This is a genomic window from Peribacillus frigoritolerans (assembly GCF_040250305.1).
Taxonomy (GTDB): domain Bacteria; phylum Bacillota; class Bacilli; order Bacillales; family DSM-1321; genus Peribacillus.
On record NZ_CP158190.1, the window covers coordinates 887908 to 905263 of the forward strand.

Annotated in this window: 20 protein-coding genes; 17 read left to right on the top strand and 3 right to left on the bottom strand. The window is 35.8% G+C overall.

Features of this window, described 5'->3' with window-relative positions; all coding sequences use genetic code 11:
* The first annotated feature begins 15 nt into the window (after positions 1-15).
* A complete protein-coding gene (locus ABOA58_RS04340) occupies positions 16-141 on the top strand; it encodes a hypothetical protein (RefSeq protein WP_350301358.1) in 126 nt (41 codons plus the stop codon).
* 173 nt (positions 142-314) lie between these two features.
* A complete protein-coding gene (locus ABOA58_RS04345; protein ID WP_350301359.1) occupies positions 315-878 on the top strand; it encodes an MOSC domain-containing protein in 564 nt (187 codons plus the stop codon).
* A 320-nt stretch (positions 879-1198) separates the two neighbouring features.
* Here ABOA58_RS04345 and blaI read toward each other — a convergent pair whose 3' ends face one another.
* Together blaI and ABOA58_RS04355 are read right to left on the bottom strand one after the other, a co-directional pair.
* Entirely contained in the window at positions 1199-1579 is a 381-nt protein-coding gene (gene blaI, locus ABOA58_RS04350; RefSeq protein ID WP_350301360.1) for a penicillinase repressor BlaI, read from the bottom strand.
* The gene (locus tag ABOA58_RS04355) at positions 1560-3371 is read right to left on the bottom strand and encodes a BlaR1 family beta-lactam sensor/signal transducer (protein WP_350301361.1); all 1812 of its coding nucleotides are present in this window, start codon (positions 3369-3371) and stop codon (positions 1560-1562) included. Before ABOA58_RS04355 ends, blaI begins: the two co-directional genes overlap by 20 nt.
* A gap of 231 nt (positions 3372-3602) precedes the next feature.
* Between ABOA58_RS04355 and bla the strand changes: the two genes are divergently transcribed.
* The 12 genes from bla (at position 3603) to ABOA58_RS04415 (ending at position 12534) form a co-directional block, all read left to right on the top strand.
* The gene (bla, locus tag ABOA58_RS04360) at positions 3603-4550 is read left to right on the top strand and encodes a class A beta-lactamase (RefSeq protein ID WP_413015663.1); all 948 of its coding nucleotides are present in this window, start codon (positions 3603-3605) and stop codon (positions 4548-4550) included.
* 238 nt (positions 4551-4788) lie between these two features.
* Positions 4789-5190, top strand: a complete 402-nt coding sequence (locus ABOA58_RS04365) for a DUF6157 family protein (RefSeq protein ID WP_350301362.1) — start codon at positions 4789-4791, stop codon at positions 5188-5190.
* A 145-nt stretch (positions 5191-5335) separates the two neighbouring features.
* On the top strand, positions 5336-5761 hold the full coding sequence (locus ABOA58_RS04370; protein WP_350301363.1) for a hypothetical protein: 426 nt from the start codon (positions 5336-5338) through the stop codon (positions 5759-5761).
* 332 nt (positions 5762-6093) lie between these two features.
* Positions 6094-6327: a cyclase gene (locus ABOA58_RS04375; RefSeq protein WP_350301364.1), complete on the top strand. Its 234-nt coding sequence runs from the start codon at positions 6094-6096 to the stop codon at positions 6325-6327.
* Positions 6328-6401: 74 nt separating this feature from the next.
* Entirely contained in the window at positions 6402-6971 is a 570-nt protein-coding gene (locus ABOA58_RS04380; RefSeq protein WP_350301365.1) for a dihydrofolate reductase family protein, read from the top strand.
* A gap of 469 nt (positions 6972-7440) precedes the next feature.
* The gene (locus ABOA58_RS04385; RefSeq protein WP_350301366.1) at positions 7441-7827 is read left to right on the top strand and encodes a DUF192 domain-containing protein; all 387 of its coding nucleotides are present in this window, start codon (positions 7441-7443) and stop codon (positions 7825-7827) included.
* A gap of 197 nt (positions 7828-8024) precedes the next feature.
* A complete protein-coding gene (locus ABOA58_RS04390) occupies positions 8025-8903 on the top strand; it encodes a CPBP family intramembrane glutamic endopeptidase (protein WP_350301367.1) in 879 nt (292 codons plus the stop codon).
* 230 nt (positions 8904-9133) lie between these two features.
* Positions 9134-9343, top strand: coding sequence for a hypothetical protein (locus tag ABOA58_RS04395; RefSeq protein ID WP_063235826.1), 210 nt, complete (start codon positions 9134-9136; stop codon positions 9341-9343).
* A 281-nt stretch (positions 9344-9624) separates the two neighbouring features.
* Positions 9625-9846, top strand: a complete 222-nt coding sequence (locus ABOA58_RS04400; protein ID WP_350301368.1) for a DUF4272 domain-containing protein — start codon at positions 9625-9627, stop codon at positions 9844-9846.
* A complete protein-coding gene (locus tag ABOA58_RS04405; protein ID WP_350302791.1) occupies positions 9816-10232 on the top strand; it encodes a DUF4272 domain-containing protein in 417 nt (138 codons plus the stop codon). The genes ABOA58_RS04400 and ABOA58_RS04405 overlap by 31 nt, the downstream gene beginning before the upstream one ends.
* 518 nt (positions 10233-10750) lie before the next feature.
* A complete protein-coding gene (locus ABOA58_RS04410; protein WP_101226022.1) occupies positions 10751-11548 on the top strand; it encodes a fumarylacetoacetate hydrolase family protein in 798 nt (265 codons plus the stop codon).
* A gap of 404 nt (positions 11549-11952) precedes the next feature.
* On the top strand, positions 11953-12534 hold the full coding sequence (locus ABOA58_RS04415) for a hypothetical protein (RefSeq protein WP_350301369.1): 582 nt from the start codon (positions 11953-11955) through the stop codon (positions 12532-12534).
* A 355-nt stretch (positions 12535-12889) separates the two neighbouring features.
* Here ABOA58_RS04415 and ABOA58_RS04420 read toward each other — a convergent pair whose 3' ends face one another.
* Positions 12890-13885: a zinc-dependent alcohol dehydrogenase family protein gene (locus tag ABOA58_RS04420; RefSeq protein ID WP_350301370.1), complete on the bottom strand. Its 996-nt coding sequence runs from the start codon at positions 13883-13885 to the stop codon at positions 12890-12892.
* A 424-nt stretch (positions 13886-14309) separates the two neighbouring features.
* Here ABOA58_RS04420 and ABOA58_RS04425 point away from each other — a divergent pair, with 424 nt between their 5' ends.
* The 3 genes from ABOA58_RS04425 to ABOA58_RS04435 all read left to right on the top strand — a co-directional run bounded on the left by ABOA58_RS04425 (position 14310) and on the right by ABOA58_RS04435 (position 17340).
* Positions 14310-15995 carry a methyl-accepting chemotaxis protein gene (locus ABOA58_RS04425; protein ID WP_350301371.1) on the top strand — a complete coding sequence of 562 codons (1686 nt, stop codon included), beginning with the start codon at positions 14310-14312 and terminating at the stop codon, positions 15993-15995.
* Between the two features lie 417 nt (positions 15996-16412).
* A complete protein-coding gene (locus tag ABOA58_RS04430) occupies positions 16413-16757 on the top strand; it encodes a DUF4181 domain-containing protein (protein WP_350302792.1) in 345 nt (114 codons plus the stop codon).
* 139 nt (positions 16758-16896) lie between these two features.
* Positions 16897-17340, top strand: a complete 444-nt coding sequence (locus ABOA58_RS04435) for a GNAT family N-acetyltransferase (protein ID WP_350301372.1) — start codon at positions 16897-16899, stop codon at positions 17338-17340.
* Positions 17341-17356: the final 16 nt, after the last annotated feature.

Here is a 17356-nt window from a genome sequence, read left to right on the forward strand (position 1 = left end):
AGGGTGCGTATGAGGATGGATTATAAGATTGGTGCCGAAGAAAATGATACAAGCACTCTTGTTAATGATGGTTTTCAAATAAAGCCAGAAAAAAGTTCACGAACAAGGAACAGGAAGAACACTTCGTCCATAGGGTCTTAAAAGCATAGAAATTATTCAACAGATAATTGATGCAAAAAGTAGAAGCTTAAATAAGATTCTAATTGAGCTTACAAAGGGAGGTTGCTAAGGCAGCCTTTTTCTTTTTTGATCTTTCTTGGCAGGATAGTTGAATAAAGATATCAAATATAAGTATTGGGGGGAGTTGAAAGAAAATGAATGACGAAAGTATCGTCTCGGCTAGCGGAGTAGTAATAGCTGTAAGTAAAAGTGATAAACACACATTCAGCAAGGAAAATTGTAATAGTATAAATCTGTTGAAGGGTTTGGGCGTTGAAGGAGATGCCCATTCAGGTAAAACCGTTAAGCATCGTTCACGTGTAGCGAAGAACCCAAATCAACCTAACCTGCGGCAAGTTCACCTTATCCACTCAGAATTATTAGATGAATTGAAAGACAGGTTTAATGTTACAGCTGGACAAATGGGTGAAAATATTACCACAAAAGGTATTGATCTGCTTGAATTACCGAAGGATTCGTTACTATTTATTGGGGAAACAGCAGTTATTAAAGTAACAGGTCTACGAAATCCATGTGCCCAGATTGATCAATTTAAATCAGGACTTATGAACGCTGTTTTGGATCGGGATCAGCATGGGAACTTGATACGTAAAGCAGGAATCATGAGCATAGTTTTGGAAAGTGGTGAGGTTCACCCTGGAGACCAGGTTAGAATTCAATTACCACCGTTACCTCATACACCACTAGAGAGGGTTTAATATTTTCAATTGAACTGTTTTTATTTTACATAAAACAAATAGGGGGTTGCTAAAGGAGGCAGCAGCCTTTTTATTATGGAACTATAGGGGCAGTTTAATTGAATAAATATATCCTTCACAGTAATGGCTCATTTCGTGTGTAACTCTACACTTGTTTTATTATTATATGACTAACAGGCGTAGTATTTACAGAGAATAAAGCTATTCCTTTTTAATCTAGTAAGAAAGTGATAATTACTTGAGAAATATGTCCCCCGCTATTTTGATTTCGACAGAAAAAAGCGATTTGGAAAAATTCCAAATCGACTTTTTTAATAGGATTACTTTTTGGGTTTTTTATTTAAAATAGTGCGCAGTTCATTGATATCATCATCAGATAGGGTATCTTCGTGAATGAATTGGACAAGCATGGATTTCATGGTCCCTCCATAGATACGTTTGATAAATGATTCGGTCTCGGCACGCTGGCACTCTTCCTGTGTATAGAGCGGGTAAAAGGTGTAAACTCTTAGATCTTTATTGACACCTACCACATCTTTTTGAACCAATCGATCGAGAAGGGTACGTATGGTTTTCGGTTTCCAATCGGTACTTTCCTGTAAGGAAAGTATGATGTCATTCGCTGTTTGAGGGGCTTTATCCCAAAGTACGTTCATGATTTCCCATTCTGATTCTGATATACTAGGAATGTTTTTCTCCATATTTCTCCCCTTCATTTTCATTATAGATTCCTAAATCTTTTAAAATTGATAAAGTGATTTCTCCCGCTTTGCTTCCAGATGAATCATCTTCATTTTGTATATTGGTAGCAAAGAAATAAGTATTGTTCTTCGTCTCTACATACCCGATAAACCAACCATTGATGTTTTTTCCATTCACTGCTCCTGTACCTGTTTTTCCTGATAGGCGAGCTTCTTCATGCTTTTCTAAGAGTAGTGCTTCCTTCACAGCTTGGATATGCCTTTCCTTATATCCAAATTGATTGTTATAAAAGGCTTGCAGCAGTTGGACTTGCTCGACTGGAGAAATTTTTAATGAGGACTCGTTCCAGAATTCACTAAATTCCCCAGATACATCGGAATTTCCATAGTTTATCTCTTGTAGATTGGATTGAATTGTTTCAAATCCTGTTCGACGATCTAATTCTTGGAAATACCAGTTTACAGATTTTTGTAAAGCAGATGAGACATCCTGATCCATATTCCAAGCTTCATAGGGTTGCTCCGTCCCATCCCATGAAAGTTTGGATTCTTCGGTTGATATCACATTTGATTCTAGAGCAAATAAGGCACTATAGATTTTGTAAGTGGAATCAGGTGATACCCGCAAAGTGCTTTTCTCTTCATTATAAATGCGATATTGCTGTGCGTTATGATCATATAAAACAAAGCTTCCTTCATACCCTTTAAAGAATTGATGTAAATCCTCATAAACTACTCCGTCATTTTTAAAATAGTATCGGTCGTTTTCCGTCGCAAATGCGGAAACGAAAGGTAATTGGATTGTCAAAATGATACTGGCCAACACATAAATGAAGACGCTTTTTCTTAATGATTTTTTTGCGGAATGCTTATAGGCAGAAATTTGTTCAATTCGTTTTTTGATTTGAAGCTTCGAACCGTTTAATTGTGTCACTAACTGTAGATTACTTGACCGTTTTGAAAGATCCAAAAAATTAATGATAGTATTTCCATATTCATTAATAGAATGATCATCTAGTAACTGTAAAACAGATGTATCACACGCGATTTCCCGATCCAATCTCATTTCTCTAAAAGCAAGCCAAACAAGGGGATTAAACCAATATATGATTTGATAGAACAATATCATGTAATTTGTCAGCAAATCCTTGTTTTTATAGTGATTCAGTTCATGAAGAAAGATATACTCGTAATTTTTCAAGCTAAGCCAGTTTTCATGCTGAGAAGGTAAGACGATATATGTTTGAAAAAGCCCGAATATCATTGGAGATTGGACTCTATTCGAAATAACAATCTCTATTGGTTTTTTTATCTGTAGTCTTTTCTTGCATTCTTCGAAAAGCACGAGAACTTCTTGATTGGAAAACGGAGAAGAATAATTCTTTATCCTTCTGATTGTGAGCCATCCACGAACCATAGTAAAGGTAAATAAAAGCATCCCTGACATCCATAAACCCATCACTCCCCTATTAAGTAAGGACAGGTCCGGCCGATTGACCGATACAGAAAAGTCTTGTATGAGGTGTAGGCCCTGCATCATATCAGTCCCAGTTTTTTTCATATTAGAGCTGGGTACATTAATCTGATTTATATCCCCGCTGCTAAAGAGAGAACTAAAATTATATAAATCAGTAGGTATGAATGGAAGTGCTAAAGCGATAAAAAGAAACATCCACAAATGATAGTGCCATTTTGCTGTTAATTGTCTTCCAAACCATTTTCGTATAAGGAGGATAACAGTAACGGAAAATGAAGACACCAATAGACCTATTATAAAGTAGGTTAAAAACATGTCCTTCAATACCACCTCTCTTGACTTTTAAATTTTAAAAAATAGGAATTTAGCAAATTTATAGTGGCTTGATGGTAAAAAAATAAAGAATTGACTTTGTTTGATTACATATGTAATACTATACTACAGATGTAATCAGACTACAAACGTAATCTGTTAAAACTCCTTGCATGAGGTTGTTTTTTCAATTCGTACATAAGAGTCTAATCAAATAATTAGGAGGTTTACATTATGAACAAAAGATGGTTTTATCAAATACTGGCACCAATAGGCTTGGTGCTTATGGTTGCAGGCTGCTCAGATGAGAAAAAACAGGTTGTACAACAATCGGAAACAGAACAAACCGGGGGAACTAACCAAACGTCGGAGAATATTACGGCAAAAGAAACCACAATCAAGAAATTTGAACAACTTGAGAAGGAATATGATGCAAAGCTTGGGGTCTATGCCATTGATACAGGAACGAAAGAAACCGTGAAATTTCATGAGAACGAACGATTTGCTTATACATCTACTCATAAGGCTCTGGCTGTAGGAGCACTTTTACAACAGAAATCAATAGAAGACCTTAATCAAAGAATTACCTATACAAGTGAGGATCTTGTTAATTATAATCCGATTACAGAAAAGCATGTTGATACGGGGATGACTCTTAAGGAGCTTTCTGATGCTTCGCTTCGATACAGTGACAATACTGCTGGAAACCTTATCCTTGAACAATTGGGGGGACCGGCTGGATTTAAAAAAGAACTAGAGGGAATTGGAGATAATGTTACCAACCCTGAGCGAATTGAGCCAGATTTAAATGTAGTTAATCCTGGTGAAACGCATGATACGAGTACACCAATAGCACTTGCTACTAGTCTTCAGGCTTTTACATTGGGAGATACACTTCCAACTGAGAAACGTGAACTTTTAATAGATTGGATGAAAAGAAATACTACTGGAGATGCGTTAATTCGTGCTGGAGTGCCGAAAGGTTGGGTAGTGGCTGATAAGACTGGAGCAGGATCATATGGTACGCGAAATGACATTGCGATCATTTGGCCATCAAAAGGAGACCCTATTGTTCTTGCTGTACTTTCAAGTCGTGATAAAAAAGAGGCTGATTATAACGACGAGCTTATTGCTGAGGCAACAGAAGAAGTAATTAAGGCCCTTAAAGTCAAAGTTAAATAGAAAATGATTGTACTAAAAAGGGTTACGTTAAGTAGCCTTTTTTAGTAGATTAATTCCTATAATGATTGGCCTTCTTCAACTCCCTTTAATGAACGAAAGCCTTTCATCAACTGTATTAATATGAAGACATGTGCGATCCTTCAATAACGAAGCGTCGCTTTTTTTATAGAGCTAAAGGGACAGGATAGTGGAGGGAAATAATGGTATGATATGGTATGTAGACTAAGGAGGTTGTTATATGAGTTATAAGAACACACTTATTACCATTTCAGATGATTCAAAAGTTTCTTCAGCAAAGGTACCTGTCATCAAAAACGGTAAAACCACCATTGCTTATATCGAGCATGATTTAATTAACAATAACCCCTATAAATTTACACAAGAAGACGTCCAATTCAAAACATATTTAATTAAAAATCAAATGGAAGCGGAAAATGCAGCTGAACTTCGAGAACAGTTCTTTTCAAAATCCAAGGCTTGCTTCAGGGCTTCTCCTTTAGTGAAAAATTATGGTTGGGGAATTCATTATAATAATCAAGGGAAAATTGCCATATATGATGTTAACAGTGAAATGTATAACCAATTGCTTAAGCAAGATGACATTACAAAACTTAAAGGCATGCGCTCCAAAAGAAAATAAATGCAGGATAGTTCAACAAACGTAGTGACTAGAACTGTAAAACGATGAAGATGACGCAACCAAAACATGTTTAAAGCTAAGAAGGTATAGTCATTTTTAATCATTTTAATAATCAGTTTATTCTGATATTATAAAGTGGATAAAGATGGGAGGAGGAAATAACATAAAAAACTTATTTTCAATCTTAAGTATGTTTGTGTTAGTTCTGGTAGGTGGAATGGTATTCGGTAATTCTTCTGCACAAGCAAGTGTTCCTCAGTATTCTTTTCAAACAGAAGATGGAAAATGGGATGGTGAAATTGGAAATCCTAACAGAGGTAGTGACTTACAGGTAGAACTGGTTTCCCCAATCTATTTAAAGACCTCTTCTGGAAGTAAGTTATTGACTAATTATAGTAACATATGGTCCCGTCTATGCAATGCCAGTACTGGAAAGTGCACAGGCTATCATAGCTTAGCTGGTGGAAAGACATTATTCACAGATATGAAAATTGGTAAATTTTATGTAGATGTGAAAGATGGATACTCTTCTGGAAGAGTATCTGGAAAACTACAAATTGTTTTCAAATAACTTGTATTACTTGCTACCCACTTTTAATGGGTAGCTTTTTTATATGAAAAGTTTCTGACATAAATAAATATCTAATGGAAGACTTTTTGAGTATATAGCAGATTTGAATGGATTCACTTAAAAAACGGTGCTTTAGCTGAAGAGCGGAGCTGTCTTTAAGGCAGCTTTTTCTTATGGAACTAAAGGGGCAGGATAGTTGAAGAAGGTAATTGTCTTTTTCGTCTAGAATATATCTTTTGAGAACTGTGAAAAGGTGTAAAAAGCCCTGTTTTGCCAAAAGGGTAATTTATCAATGCAATTGCAGTATCAATCAATATTTTAGGAGGGTTCAAATGGATAAAAGAGTTCAATTTGACTTTGAAATAGAGTTTACTAATGGCGGTGGGCTACAAGGGCAGGAATTCCGCCTTGATATTGATGGAGATGCCATCACTGACCAAGAGTTAGCCAAGTATATTGTAGAGGATATGAGGTTACTAATGGTTGGAGAAGTTAAGATATTTAATAAAAAGATAATTAATGAAAAACATAAACGAAAACCTGTTGATGAGAACTCTAAAAAGTAATCGACTTCAGCTAACAAGTGCGTTAGCTGAGGATTGGAGCAAACAATATTTAAATGATTAAGGGAGGAAGAATTATGTCCATTAACGTAAGATCAAGAAGAATGATTTTAGATTTGGCAGTTACTTTAGATGGTTTTATAGAAGGGAAAAATGGGGAAGTTGATTGGTGCATCATGGACCCTGAGATGGGGTTTATTAATTTCTTAAATCAAATTGATACCATTTTATATGGAAGAAAAAGCTACGATTTATGGGGACAATACACTCCAGGAATTGAAGATGCCGATACAGAAAAAGAACTTTGGAAAATAGTTCATAGTAAAGAAAAATACGTGTTTTCCAGAACGCAAAAAGGGACTGATAATAAAGCAATATTTATAAATGATAATATTGTTGAAGAAGTAAATAAATTAAAGAATAAGCCTGGTAAAGACATCTGGCTATATGGCGGAGCAAGTCTTATTACAACATTTATCAATTTAGGGCTTGTTGATGAATTTAGATTATCTGTTCATCCTGTTATTTTGGGAGAAGGAAAACCTTTGTTTATTGATATTAAAAAGAGGTTGAATTTAAAATTGGTTAATACAAAAACGTTCTCCTCTGGTGTTGTGCAACTAATTTATCATTTGAATGAAAATTAATAATATTGTACATTCCAAGGATAAAATACAATAAATATCATTAAGAAATAATTGATAGTTATTGTTGTAAATTCTTCAACAATCGGGTGCTTTAATGGTGCAAGCGATATTAGACATTCTAGATGATGAGAGGGAAAAATGGTTTTAGTATGCTATACAATTGCACCAACCAGAACAAAAATGGCTTAAGCAGGAGCTGTACAACAGCTCCTTTTTTTTATGCAACAAACGAGGCAGTTGAACAAATCTTCATATATATTGTTGCTGTGATTATTGAAAACGAAGAATTAAATTTAAAACCATAGAATAAGTATTAGATGTGAAAAGGGATTTCCTTAGTTATTTTTTTTTTCGTTTTATCTTCAACTTTCTTCCTTTTTATTATTAAGGGAAAAGACGATTTTATCAATCTCATGAACTTCTTTTAAATTTCTTTCCTGCTTATAATACTACTCTAAGGTGAGTGAACATGAAAAATAGAATGAAAACAAAAATGATAAAAATACTCAGCGGAAACAGGGAAACTAGATTAACGGTTCAAGTTGCAGATACTCAAAGAAAAAGAGATAAGGGCTTAATGTTTGTTGGGAATTTACCCGAAAACGAGGGGATGTTATTTGTGTATCCAGTTAAAATATATGGTGGCTTTTGGATGAAAAACACATTAATTCCTTTATCTATTGCTTTTCTTGATTGGGATGGGGAAATTCTAAAAATACTTCATATGGAGCTTTGTAAAGAAGATATATGTCCTACTTATGATCCAGAAATTCCTTATCAATATGCAGTTGAAGTGAACCTTGGATGGTTTGAAAAGAATCAAATTAAAGAAGGGGATTATGTAAGGTTTTATTGAATTGATCTCACCTCTAGTTTTTCTGGTGAGGTGATTTTTTAGTTCATATTACTAAAAAAATTGTGAAGAAATGTACTAAAACTTACGGGTGCGTTAGGTGAAGATCGGAGCTGTCTTAAAGGCAGCTCTTTCTTATGCAACTATCGGGGCAGTTTACAGGAGTGCTGTTAAGTAACATGAGGGGGAATTTACTTTATATGGTATTGTATATGCAAGGACTTATTCAGCTAAAGAGCAGTTATTCCGAACGTTTAGCTGAAACGATTGAATTGTGCTTTCTTAAAGGGGGGATTAGCATAAATCACTCACGGACAAATATGTTTCTCTTATTTTTGGCAATCTTATTTTTCGCAGGTATTATTCTTTTTTCATTTAGGATGTTTGTTTGGGGATTATTGCCACTCATATTCTTGCTTATTCTCTACATTTCAACTAATAAATACCGTTCATCAGTTTCCTTGTTTATTTTCTTCTTATTAGGTACATTGGTGTATCAACTCGGAAGCATCTATATCAATGAATGGAACATATCCAAAGAAATGAAAATCATAATAAACAGATGTTTACTTATATTTATTATGATTGGAACAGTGATTTCACTAATGTTGTCTAAGCAGAAGATATTTTCCTATGCACGATTACCAGATTGGCACAGGCGTATCAAAATGCCGTTTCATACAATTAAATTACCGTATTTTTTACTTATTGGGCTAATGGTATCAAGCACAATACTTATACCATTATTTAGTCAAGAAATGAGCGATTTAAAAACAGTATTACTTTTCGGTATATTGTTTGCCATCATAAACGCTACACTTGAAGAAGTAATTTGGAGAGGTATTATGTTATCTAGTTTAAAAAGAAATGTTTCCACCTTTTATGCTGTCGTAATAACCAGTATCGGATTCGGGCTACTGCATATATCAATTGGAATTCCTGTAATAATAAGCTTACTTTTTTCTTTTGGGGGGCTTTTTTATGCAATCGTAGTTTTAAAGACCGATAGTATATATCCATCCATAGTTTTTCATATTGTTATCAACTTGGGTATGGTTTTCAATGGATGGATAATTTGATCTTATTCCATACAGGGTTTCTTAATGAACGAACGGGTGCTTTAGCTGAAAAATCGGAGCTGTCTTTAAGGCAGCTTTTTCTTTTTGCAACTTCGGGGCAGATTAAGATACATCCATCTGTTTAATTGAGTGCCAGCTCATGTTATAATGAATAACTTACGATAATTACTGTTTCTGAACGGATGCCAGAAAAGCCTCCGCATAGCGATAAAATATGGAGGTGTAAGAGAATGAATAAACAATGGACGATTGGTAAAATTAAAGAATTTGTTGAGAACAATTCGGAAAGTAAGTTGCTGACGACGGAATATCACGGTTTTTCTCAAAAGTTACTATTTAAATGTACATGTGGCAGCAACTTTGAAAAAACATTCAAGAAATTTAAAAATAATAACCAACGTAAATGTGATGTGTGCCAACCGCCTAAAGCGGCACGATAACGTATAGTGAATAAACTGAAGTGCTAATTTCTATTAAAGAGAAGTTGGCACTATTTTTATTTTGGGAAATAAAAGTGGATTTCACTAAAAGGGGAAATTAGAAGAATATTCCTTCTGGAACTAACGGGTGCTTTAACTGAAGATTGGAGCTGAAGCTTTTTTCTTCATGCAACTAATTGCCCGGGAAAGTTGAGTAGCAGGTTACAATAAAAGACGGTCTGTGGAAAGCTTTCCTAATAATAATTTTAAAGAAGCGGGATCAGCTAATAGTGAGGTGCTGAATGAGTAGTTCGAAAAAGAGAAAAAAACAATCCGAAAAAATATTAAAGACCCTAAAGGTACCAATAAATAAACATTTACCCTTAACGGAAAATGAAGAAGAAGCTTCCCTTAGAACAAAGGAAGAGATTATAGATAGAATTATTTCATTAGCGATAGTCTCAGCGAAAGCCATGGAGGCTCCGCCAGAAAAATATTCACAGAAGAAGAACAAAAGTTTTTAAAGAAAAAACATCCTAATCACAATGAGCTGATCCAATACTCGTGGAAGTTAGAATGCATTTGGCTTCTGCTTTGGTCTGTAAATCTAATAGCCGATTTAGATGTTCCAGTCGATACTTGCAATGCTGAATATGTTTTTGAGACGGTTTTTTCTCTTCATTCTAAACAAGAGTTGCTTGATGAATCCACTTTAAAACCAACTAGTGATATATTAGATAGTCTTGATTTTATTTATAGGGCACATTGGGCGGTACGAGAAGCCCAAATAAATCATTTGGAAGTTCCATCATCTCTAGATGAAGGCGTTGTATATGAAAGGCACTACACCCTTAATTGGCTAGTAAATTATATGGATCAAGAATGGGAGGAAATAAGTACAGATACATAAAAGCTGCAATACATACTTTTATGCTCCTATCTCAGGGTTAAATGTGAAGTTACCTACTTGATCTAACAGGCAGGAAGGTTGCTGGGGCAGCCTTTTTCTTATGGCACTAACAAGACAGGTTAGCTGAAAAGGGACGAATTACCAGTACAAAAGTTTTGATATTTTGAGATAATCAATAAGCACCAAGTCTTTGATTGTAATAGAATGGATTTGTGTAGAAAATATTATACAAGTTTGGGTGGTAAACATTTCATGGGGAATGTATTACTGGGACTACCAATCTGAATATTTATTGCAGCCTATATAAGGCAATACACAGATAAAATTATAAAAAAATTGTAGGTTCCATAAAATACATAGTTAAATAATTTCTTATTGAACTAAAGGTCGGTTTAGTTGAAGATGGAGTCGTGACGAGAGCTCTTTTTTCCCGTAAAAGAACAGGCATGTTATAGTATAGGAGAACCGGATTTTATTTTATCTGTGGTAATCTTAATCATCAAAGGAGTTTATTCATAATGCATGTGCTACAAAAAACACAAAAAATAGTTCGCTATCAGAATCAACAGGGCAAAATACATTACGGTATTGTTGAGGATGACATGATATTACAACTGTCTAGCAGTTTTGCTGAACTTGTCAACAAGGAAATAAAGTATGACGGGGTCGAGCTGAAATATAGTGACGTGAAAATCTTGGAACCTGTAAAACCTTCGAAAGTGGTTAATTTCGGCTGGACATATGCAGGTCATGCGAAGGAAACGGGTGGAGAGGCAAACCTTGTTGAACCATTCCTATTTTTAAAGCCATTATCTTCGCTTATTGCAGACAAGGAGAATATTATCCTTCCTCCAAACGAGCTATCCAATCAAGTGGAACTTGAAGGGGAAGTGGCCCTTGTCATTGGAAAGCGCGGAAAAAACATTAAAGAAGAAGACGCGCTGGATTATGTATTTGGGTGCACGATATTTAATGACGTCACAGCAAGAGATCTTACAAAAAAAGATCCACAGTTTACGCGGGGCAAAGGATTTGATACATTCGGACCTTTGGGACCGTGCATCGTTACCGGGGTAGATCCTACAAATTTAAGGATTGTGACCACTTTAAACGGCCGTGTTGTCCAAGACGGAAATACCAATGAAATGTCTCTAAGCATTCCGTTTCTAATCAGCTGGCTTTCACAGGTAATGACACTTGAGCCCGGTGACATTTTGGCCACGGGTTCACCATCTGGCAGCTGCACGATCAAGTCGGGGGATGAAGTCGTTGTTGAAGTCGAGAATATCGGTCGGTTATGTAATGGTGTCCAGTAAGATTTGCTGGAATTCTTAATACGTTAAAAAAGATCAGAGCTGCCTTTAAGGCAGCTTTTAGTTTGTACACAAAATGGTTTCTATCTGAATTTTAAAACAAAGTTGATTGGATCGAAAGGTGCGAGACTCCTGCGGGAAAAGCGTGTCCAGGGGAGACCCCGCAGGCGCAATGACAAGCCGTAGAAAATATAGAGAAACTCGATGAATACCGAATTTGTCTACAGTCTGTAAGCAGTCTTTAAGACAGCTTTTTCTTTATGCTAATTAAGGATATAATGGAAGATAATTTGTTGAGTCACAGCTGCATAAGTACGGAGTGCCAGTCAATGGCCGTCTTGTCAATGTAGTAATCATACATAAGCATGGCATCTATGAAAATATTTTTTGCTAACATGGCTTGATATATGTCTATAAAATTTAATAATGATTGGAATTTAATGATGTTTACAATAAGTACATATCTAGTTGAAATCAGTGAAGGTGAAGAGAGCTATATATCCTTGGATGACTCTTTAAGATTAAGAGAAGTTTTTGATCATCATAAATTTACTCCGGAGCATATTCAAATGCATATAATGATTCAGTTTAATAATCAAATTGTTATTGGAAATGATATTCCTAGTGGGTTAAATTTATGGGATGATTATATAGTTGGAATAGAGAAATTTTTAAACGGTGAGAACGTTGAAATACCTTATGGGATCGATCCATATCTTATGAAGTTGATCTCCATAAACAGCAATTCATTGGAACTTTCTATAGTGGGAGATTGGGAACCTGTTAAGGTGTTTGCACAAGATATATTACCAAAAAGAGAATTATTTACAGCCATTTTAGATGGAGCAGAACACTTTTGGAATACATTGATTGATTATAAAGTGTTTGAGGAAAAAGATATAAAGGACACAGCATCTAGAGAATATCCGAAACTAATGATTAAAGAAATTGAAAAATTGAGTGCGAAGGTAAAAACTTTGTTTAAATAAAAAGAGCTAAACTTGAGGCAGCCTTTTAAGGAACTAACAGGGAAAGTTCGTTTCAGAAGGAATTTCAATTTAAATTTTTTGAGATAAACAAAAAGCATTCTCTTAGGTAGATAATGTAAAATCAAAAGACAAAGACTACTCTCCAAAAAAGTAGTCCATTGTGCAGTAAAAAGGGCACCAAAAGTGCCCGACCATTCACTTAGTAAGCGTGTAAGTAAAGATTTTCCTTGAATTTTCTGCCCTGAACTTCTTTGTGGTTTGTTTTATTATAGGCTTTGAAATTTTTGGATCTATAGAGATTCTCACTGTACCGTCTATTTTTAAATGAACATGAAGTTGTTAAAGTGCCTATTCATTACCAATCATTTTTCAAAACAATTTTACCTATCGCCTTGCCTGACTCCAAGTACTCATGGGCCTTTGAGACTTCATCAAACGTGAACATGTTTGGATCCACCAGCGGGCGCAGCTTACCTTCCTCAACCACCTTGGCAACCTTCTTTAAAATTTCTCCATATTGCTTATGCATGTCCTTATTTAATATCTTCAACAACATAAAGGTAACATGTAGAGAAAGTCCCTTTGAATGCACTGGGGAGAGGTCATGAGTCGAACGGGCAGCAATGGCTGCCACCGTTCCATGTACCGCAGCCGCCTCAAAAGAGCGATCAAGGTTTTCTCCCCCCACCGTGTCAAACACAACGTCAAATCCTTTTCCGGCTGTATATTTTTGTACATAGTCGTGGACGCTTTCTTCTCGATAATTGATCGTTACATCTGCCCCAAGGCGCGTGCCAATCTCCAGCTTCTCTTGCGAAGAGGCAGTTGTATAGACTGTCGCGCCTTTCCATTTGGCTAGCTGAATGCCAATGTGGCCTACACCGCCGGTTGCTGCATGGATCAGTATATCTTGACCAGTGACTAGATTTGCCCGATTGAATAATGCTTCCCAAGCGGTAATGGCAACCAATGGTAAAGCAGCGGCTTCTTCCATCGTCAAATTTTTCGGCTTGTGAGCAAGTAAATCAGCATCTGCCAGCATAAACTCCGCAAGTGCACCGCCAGTCCCTTTAAAACCACCCGCACACCCAAACACTTCATCGCCAACTTTATACTCAGTCACTCCTTCACCCACTGCAGATACCAATCCTGCAACATCACCATGTAAAACGGCTGGAAACTCGGGGGCAACGGCTGGAACTGCACCAGCACGGACTTTCGTATCAATAGGATTTACACTTGAAGCCTTGACTTGAATAAGTACATATCCAGGTATTAATTCGGGTTTTGAAATCTCTTCAAGCTGAAATACGGATGGATCACCAAATGATTGAATAATTTGTGCTTTCACTTTAGTCACTCCTATTTATTTTTATGGGGAATGTCTCATTACCTATGCATGTTAAGGATCGTAGGCAATAACATGAAAAGTAAGAATATTTAGTCTTTGTTTGTAAAATCAATGATACTTTATCTACTATAAAATTAAAAGTTAAGCACATTTTTTAAAGGGAATTTAAGAGAAGTCTCTTAAATCATTAAAATATTAATATGATTTTTATTACTAATATATCAGTGATGGTAGCGTGAAGGTTGGAGCAAATACTTAAGTGCAGTTTTAAGCAATATCTATATTAGTTGAAGAGTGAGCTGTAATATAGGCGGCTTTATTTTTATTGTTACAGAAGGTTTTTATCTTCATAAATAAGCTGAAATTCCGATATAAAAGGTGAGTGAATGTTAAAAATTTATAGCTTTTTAGGAGATGTAAACAATTGAAAATTAAAACGAGATTGATAACTACAGTTTCCATTCTTATTGGAACTATTCTAATACTGGGGAGCTTTGCTGTTTATGTAATAGATGCATTATCCGAAAGAAATTCTATACTTCAGGATAAGATGGAAATTCAAAAGGCTGTTATTGGAATTCAATATCGCCTGGCAGGTTTATCAAATGATGAAAGGGCATTTATCATAACTGGGGATAAACAGTTTGCCGAAGGGATGGAAGAAAAAGCAAATGATGTACAAAAGAAAATCGAAAGAATTAAGGAACTTAATAATGAAAAGAATTACGGGGAGAAAATAAATAATCTAGAAGAAAACTTTAATGATATTTGGGAAATGAACCAGCAGGTAATTAGCATTCATATAGAAGATCCTGAAGGAGCTAAAAACTTGCACTTTGGAGAAGAAAGAACTCTTAGGAAAGAAGTGCTGGATCCATCAGTAGATGAATTGGTGGAATCTCTCAATGCCGATGTTACCAATATACAATCGTTAAATGACCGCAATTCTGATTTTAGTAGGGGAGCCTTTCTCTTCCTGGCAATTGCTTCATCGATAGTTGGACTCGCGTTATGTATTTTGCTATTAAGGTCAATTCTAATGCCACTTGGAAAGTTAAACCGCCAACTAGAGGAAATAGCCACAGGTGATGCTGATTTAACTAAGCATATGGAGGTTACAGGCAATAATGAATTTGGTCAACTGGCTAAATCGTTTAATATCTTCGTGGACTCGCTTAGACAAATGATTTCTCAAATTGGCATATCATCCGAACAAGTGGCAGCTGCTTCTGAAGAGCTTTCGGCCAGTACCGAACAGTCTATAGTAACATCGGATCACATCTCGGAAACGATGCAAGCGATAACTCATAGCAATATTGAACAAAGCCAGTTAACAGTTAACAGTCTAAAGGCGGTAACCGATTCACTAAACAGCATCATTTTGGTAGCTTCGAATACATCAAAGGTAGCAGAGGTTTCATCAAATATGAGAGGGCAAGCTGAAAGTGGTGAAAGCTCGGTAAAAGAAATGCTCGAGCAGATGAAATCCATCAATCTGTCTGTTGACATGGCGGATAAAGGAGTCACCTCGTTAGTATTTAGCGCGACACAAATTAAAGAAATCTCCACTCTAATTACTGATATTTCAGGTCAGACGAATTTACTTGCATTAAACGCTGCAATTGAGGCTGCTAGAGCCGGGGAGCATGGCAAAGGATTCGCAGTTGTTGCAGAAGAGGTTAGGAAATTAGCCGATCAAACCAGTCAATCTGCAAATAATATCCATAAGCTTGTTTCAACCATCCAAAATGAATCAAACGAGACCGTTAATAATATTCAAATTGTAAGAGATAATGTGGACTCTGGAATAAAGCTTTCAGAAGAAACGGTTACAAACTTTGAAGAAATTTTAATTTTAATTGAGCAGGTAACATCTCAGATTCAAGAAGTGGCAGCAGCTACCCAGTTTATAAAGAATGGCTTTGAAGAACTGCAGCAAACCATTGAAATAATTGCTGAAGGGTCGCAGGAAACATTAGCTGGCACTGAAACAGCTGCTGCTGCCAGTAAGCAGCAATTGGCCTCAATTGAGGAGGTATCGAATGCAACAATTTCCTTGACCGGATTGGCGGAGGAATTGCAGGAGATGATTTCTCGTTTCAAGGCTTAACGAAAAAAATGCCCCCAAGCGATTAGGTTTTGGGGCATTTTTTACATTTGAAACTATTTATCTGGTATTTGTCATGCTAAAAAAGTTAATCAGAATAGAGATACAGCATTATGGAACGGGTATGCGAGACTCCTTCGGGAAAAGCGCATCTAGCGGAGACACCGCGGGCGGACCGCCTGCTTGAAAGCAAGTGCCTGGAATGGAAATCCACATCCCAATTGTACAACCATAAAGAAACTGTCGACAAACTCAATTACTATCGAGTTTGTCTCAGTCTGGAGCTGTCTGGAAGGCAGCTCTTTTTTTATGCAGCTAAAGAGAAAGGTTGTTTGAATAAGATATAAATAATTTTGTGGTAAACTATATATATAATGTAAATAAAAGGGGAAAATTTAATTGGGATTCTTAGTGTTCATTATGTTCTTTATCATTATTATTATTCTTGCTCTCTTTATAAATAAATTTCTAACGAAATGGCTTGGTGTAGAAAGGAAAGAAAAGTTATCAGAAACTCCTGGTAAGAATATTGACCGATGGGGAAGAGGTATAATCTTATTAATTTTTTTATGTACTCTTCCCTATGCAATAGAGAACAGAAATGTTATAAAGTGGTATTGGATATGCTTTTTAATTGTATCAATTGGTTTTCAGTCGTTTATGGAGTGGAAGTACCTGAAAACCTCAAAACAATATGTCATTACACTTACTTACATATTGTTAGCTCTAGTTATCATGTATTTTATAGATTATTTTATTTACTGAATCTATCTATTGTCAAAAAGGGGTTGCTGCGGCAAGCCTTTTTCTTATGGTCCTATAGGAACAGGTTAGTTCAACGAAGATAAGATATAATTTGGATTAATATACAAAATTTTAATGAAAATAGAAGGGAAGCGTGAATATGACAGAAATGGTACCACTGACATCGGAGAATTTGGAGCTATGTATCGAACTCTACATGAATGTTTTTAATCGTGAACCATGGAATGAAAGATGGACATATGAAACGGCTAAAGAGAGACTTTCCGACTTATTGAATACGCCTAAATTTCTTGGCTTTTTATTTCATGTAGATCACAATCCAGTTGGTTTTGTTGCTGGAAATAGTAAGGTGTCTTATCAAGGTTTAACTTATTATTTGGCAGAGCTTTGTGTGAATAATGAAATGCAAGGCAAAGGGCATGGCTCAAAAATGCTTCGATCTTTAGAAGCTGAACTGCAGAAGAGAGAGATTAAAAGTCTATATTTATTAACGGCTAATGACGGTCATGCAGAAGCATTTTATCTGAAAAATGATTATGTTGTAAATGAAGATAGGGTGGTTATGAAGAAAAATTTATTTTGAAAAGTAGTCAAGGGGG

Excerpts from the sequence above, each read along its gene's own strand:
- ABOA58_RS04340 (WP_350301358.1), top strand. The coding sequence starts at position 16 with ATGGATTATAAGATTGGTGCCGAAGAAAATGATACAAGCACTCTTGTT.
- ABOA58_RS04345 (WP_350301359.1), top strand. The coding sequence starts at position 315 with ATGAATGACGAAAGTATCGTCTCGGCTAGCGGAGTAGTAATAGCTGTA.
- blaI (WP_350301360.1), bottom strand. The coding sequence starts at position 1,579 with ATGGAGAAAAACATTCCTAGTATATCAGAATCAGAATGGGAAATCATG.
- ABOA58_RS04355 (WP_350301361.1), bottom strand. The coding sequence starts at position 3,371 with ATGTTTTTAACCTACTTTATAATAGGTCTATTGGTGTCTTCATTTTCC.
- bla (WP_413015663.1), top strand. The coding sequence starts at position 3,603 with ATGAACAAAAGATGGTTTTATCAAATACTGGCACCAATAGGCTTGGTG.
- ABOA58_RS04365 (WP_350301362.1), top strand. The coding sequence starts at position 4,789 with ATGAGTTATAAGAACACACTTATTACCATTTCAGATGATTCAAAAGTT.
- ABOA58_RS04370 (WP_350301363.1), top strand. The coding sequence starts at position 5,336 with ATGGGAGGAGGAAATAACATAAAAAACTTATTTTCAATCTTAAGTATG.
- ABOA58_RS04375 (WP_350301364.1), top strand. The coding sequence starts at position 6,094 with ATGGATAAAAGAGTTCAATTTGACTTTGAAATAGAGTTTACTAATGGC.
- ABOA58_RS04380 (WP_350301365.1), top strand. The coding sequence starts at position 6,402 with ATGTCCATTAACGTAAGATCAAGAAGAATGATTTTAGATTTGGCAGTT.
- ABOA58_RS04385 (WP_350301366.1), top strand. The coding sequence starts at position 7,441 with ATGAAAAATAGAATGAAAACAAAAATGATAAAAATACTCAGCGGAAAC.
- ABOA58_RS04390 (WP_350301367.1), top strand. The coding sequence starts at position 8,025 with ATGGTATTGTATATGCAAGGACTTATTCAGCTAAAGAGCAGTTATTCC.
- ABOA58_RS04395 (WP_063235826.1), top strand. The coding sequence starts at position 9,134 with ATGAATAAACAATGGACGATTGGTAAAATTAAAGAATTTGTTGAGAAC.
- ABOA58_RS04400 (WP_350301368.1), top strand. The coding sequence starts at position 9,625 with ATGAGTAGTTCGAAAAAGAGAAAAAAACAATCCGAAAAAATATTAAAG.
- ABOA58_RS04410 (WP_101226022.1), top strand. The coding sequence starts at position 10,751 with ATGCATGTGCTACAAAAAACACAAAAAATAGTTCGCTATCAGAATCAA.
- ABOA58_RS04415 (WP_350301369.1), top strand. The coding sequence starts at position 11,953 with ATGTCTATAAAATTTAATAATGATTGGAATTTAATGATGTTTACAATA.
- ABOA58_RS04430 (WP_350302792.1), top strand. The coding sequence starts at position 16,413 with ATGTTCTTTATCATTATTATTATTCTTGCTCTCTTTATAAATAAATTT.
- ABOA58_RS04435 (WP_350301372.1), top strand. The coding sequence starts at position 16,897 with ATGACAGAAATGGTACCACTGACATCGGAGAATTTGGAGCTATGTATC.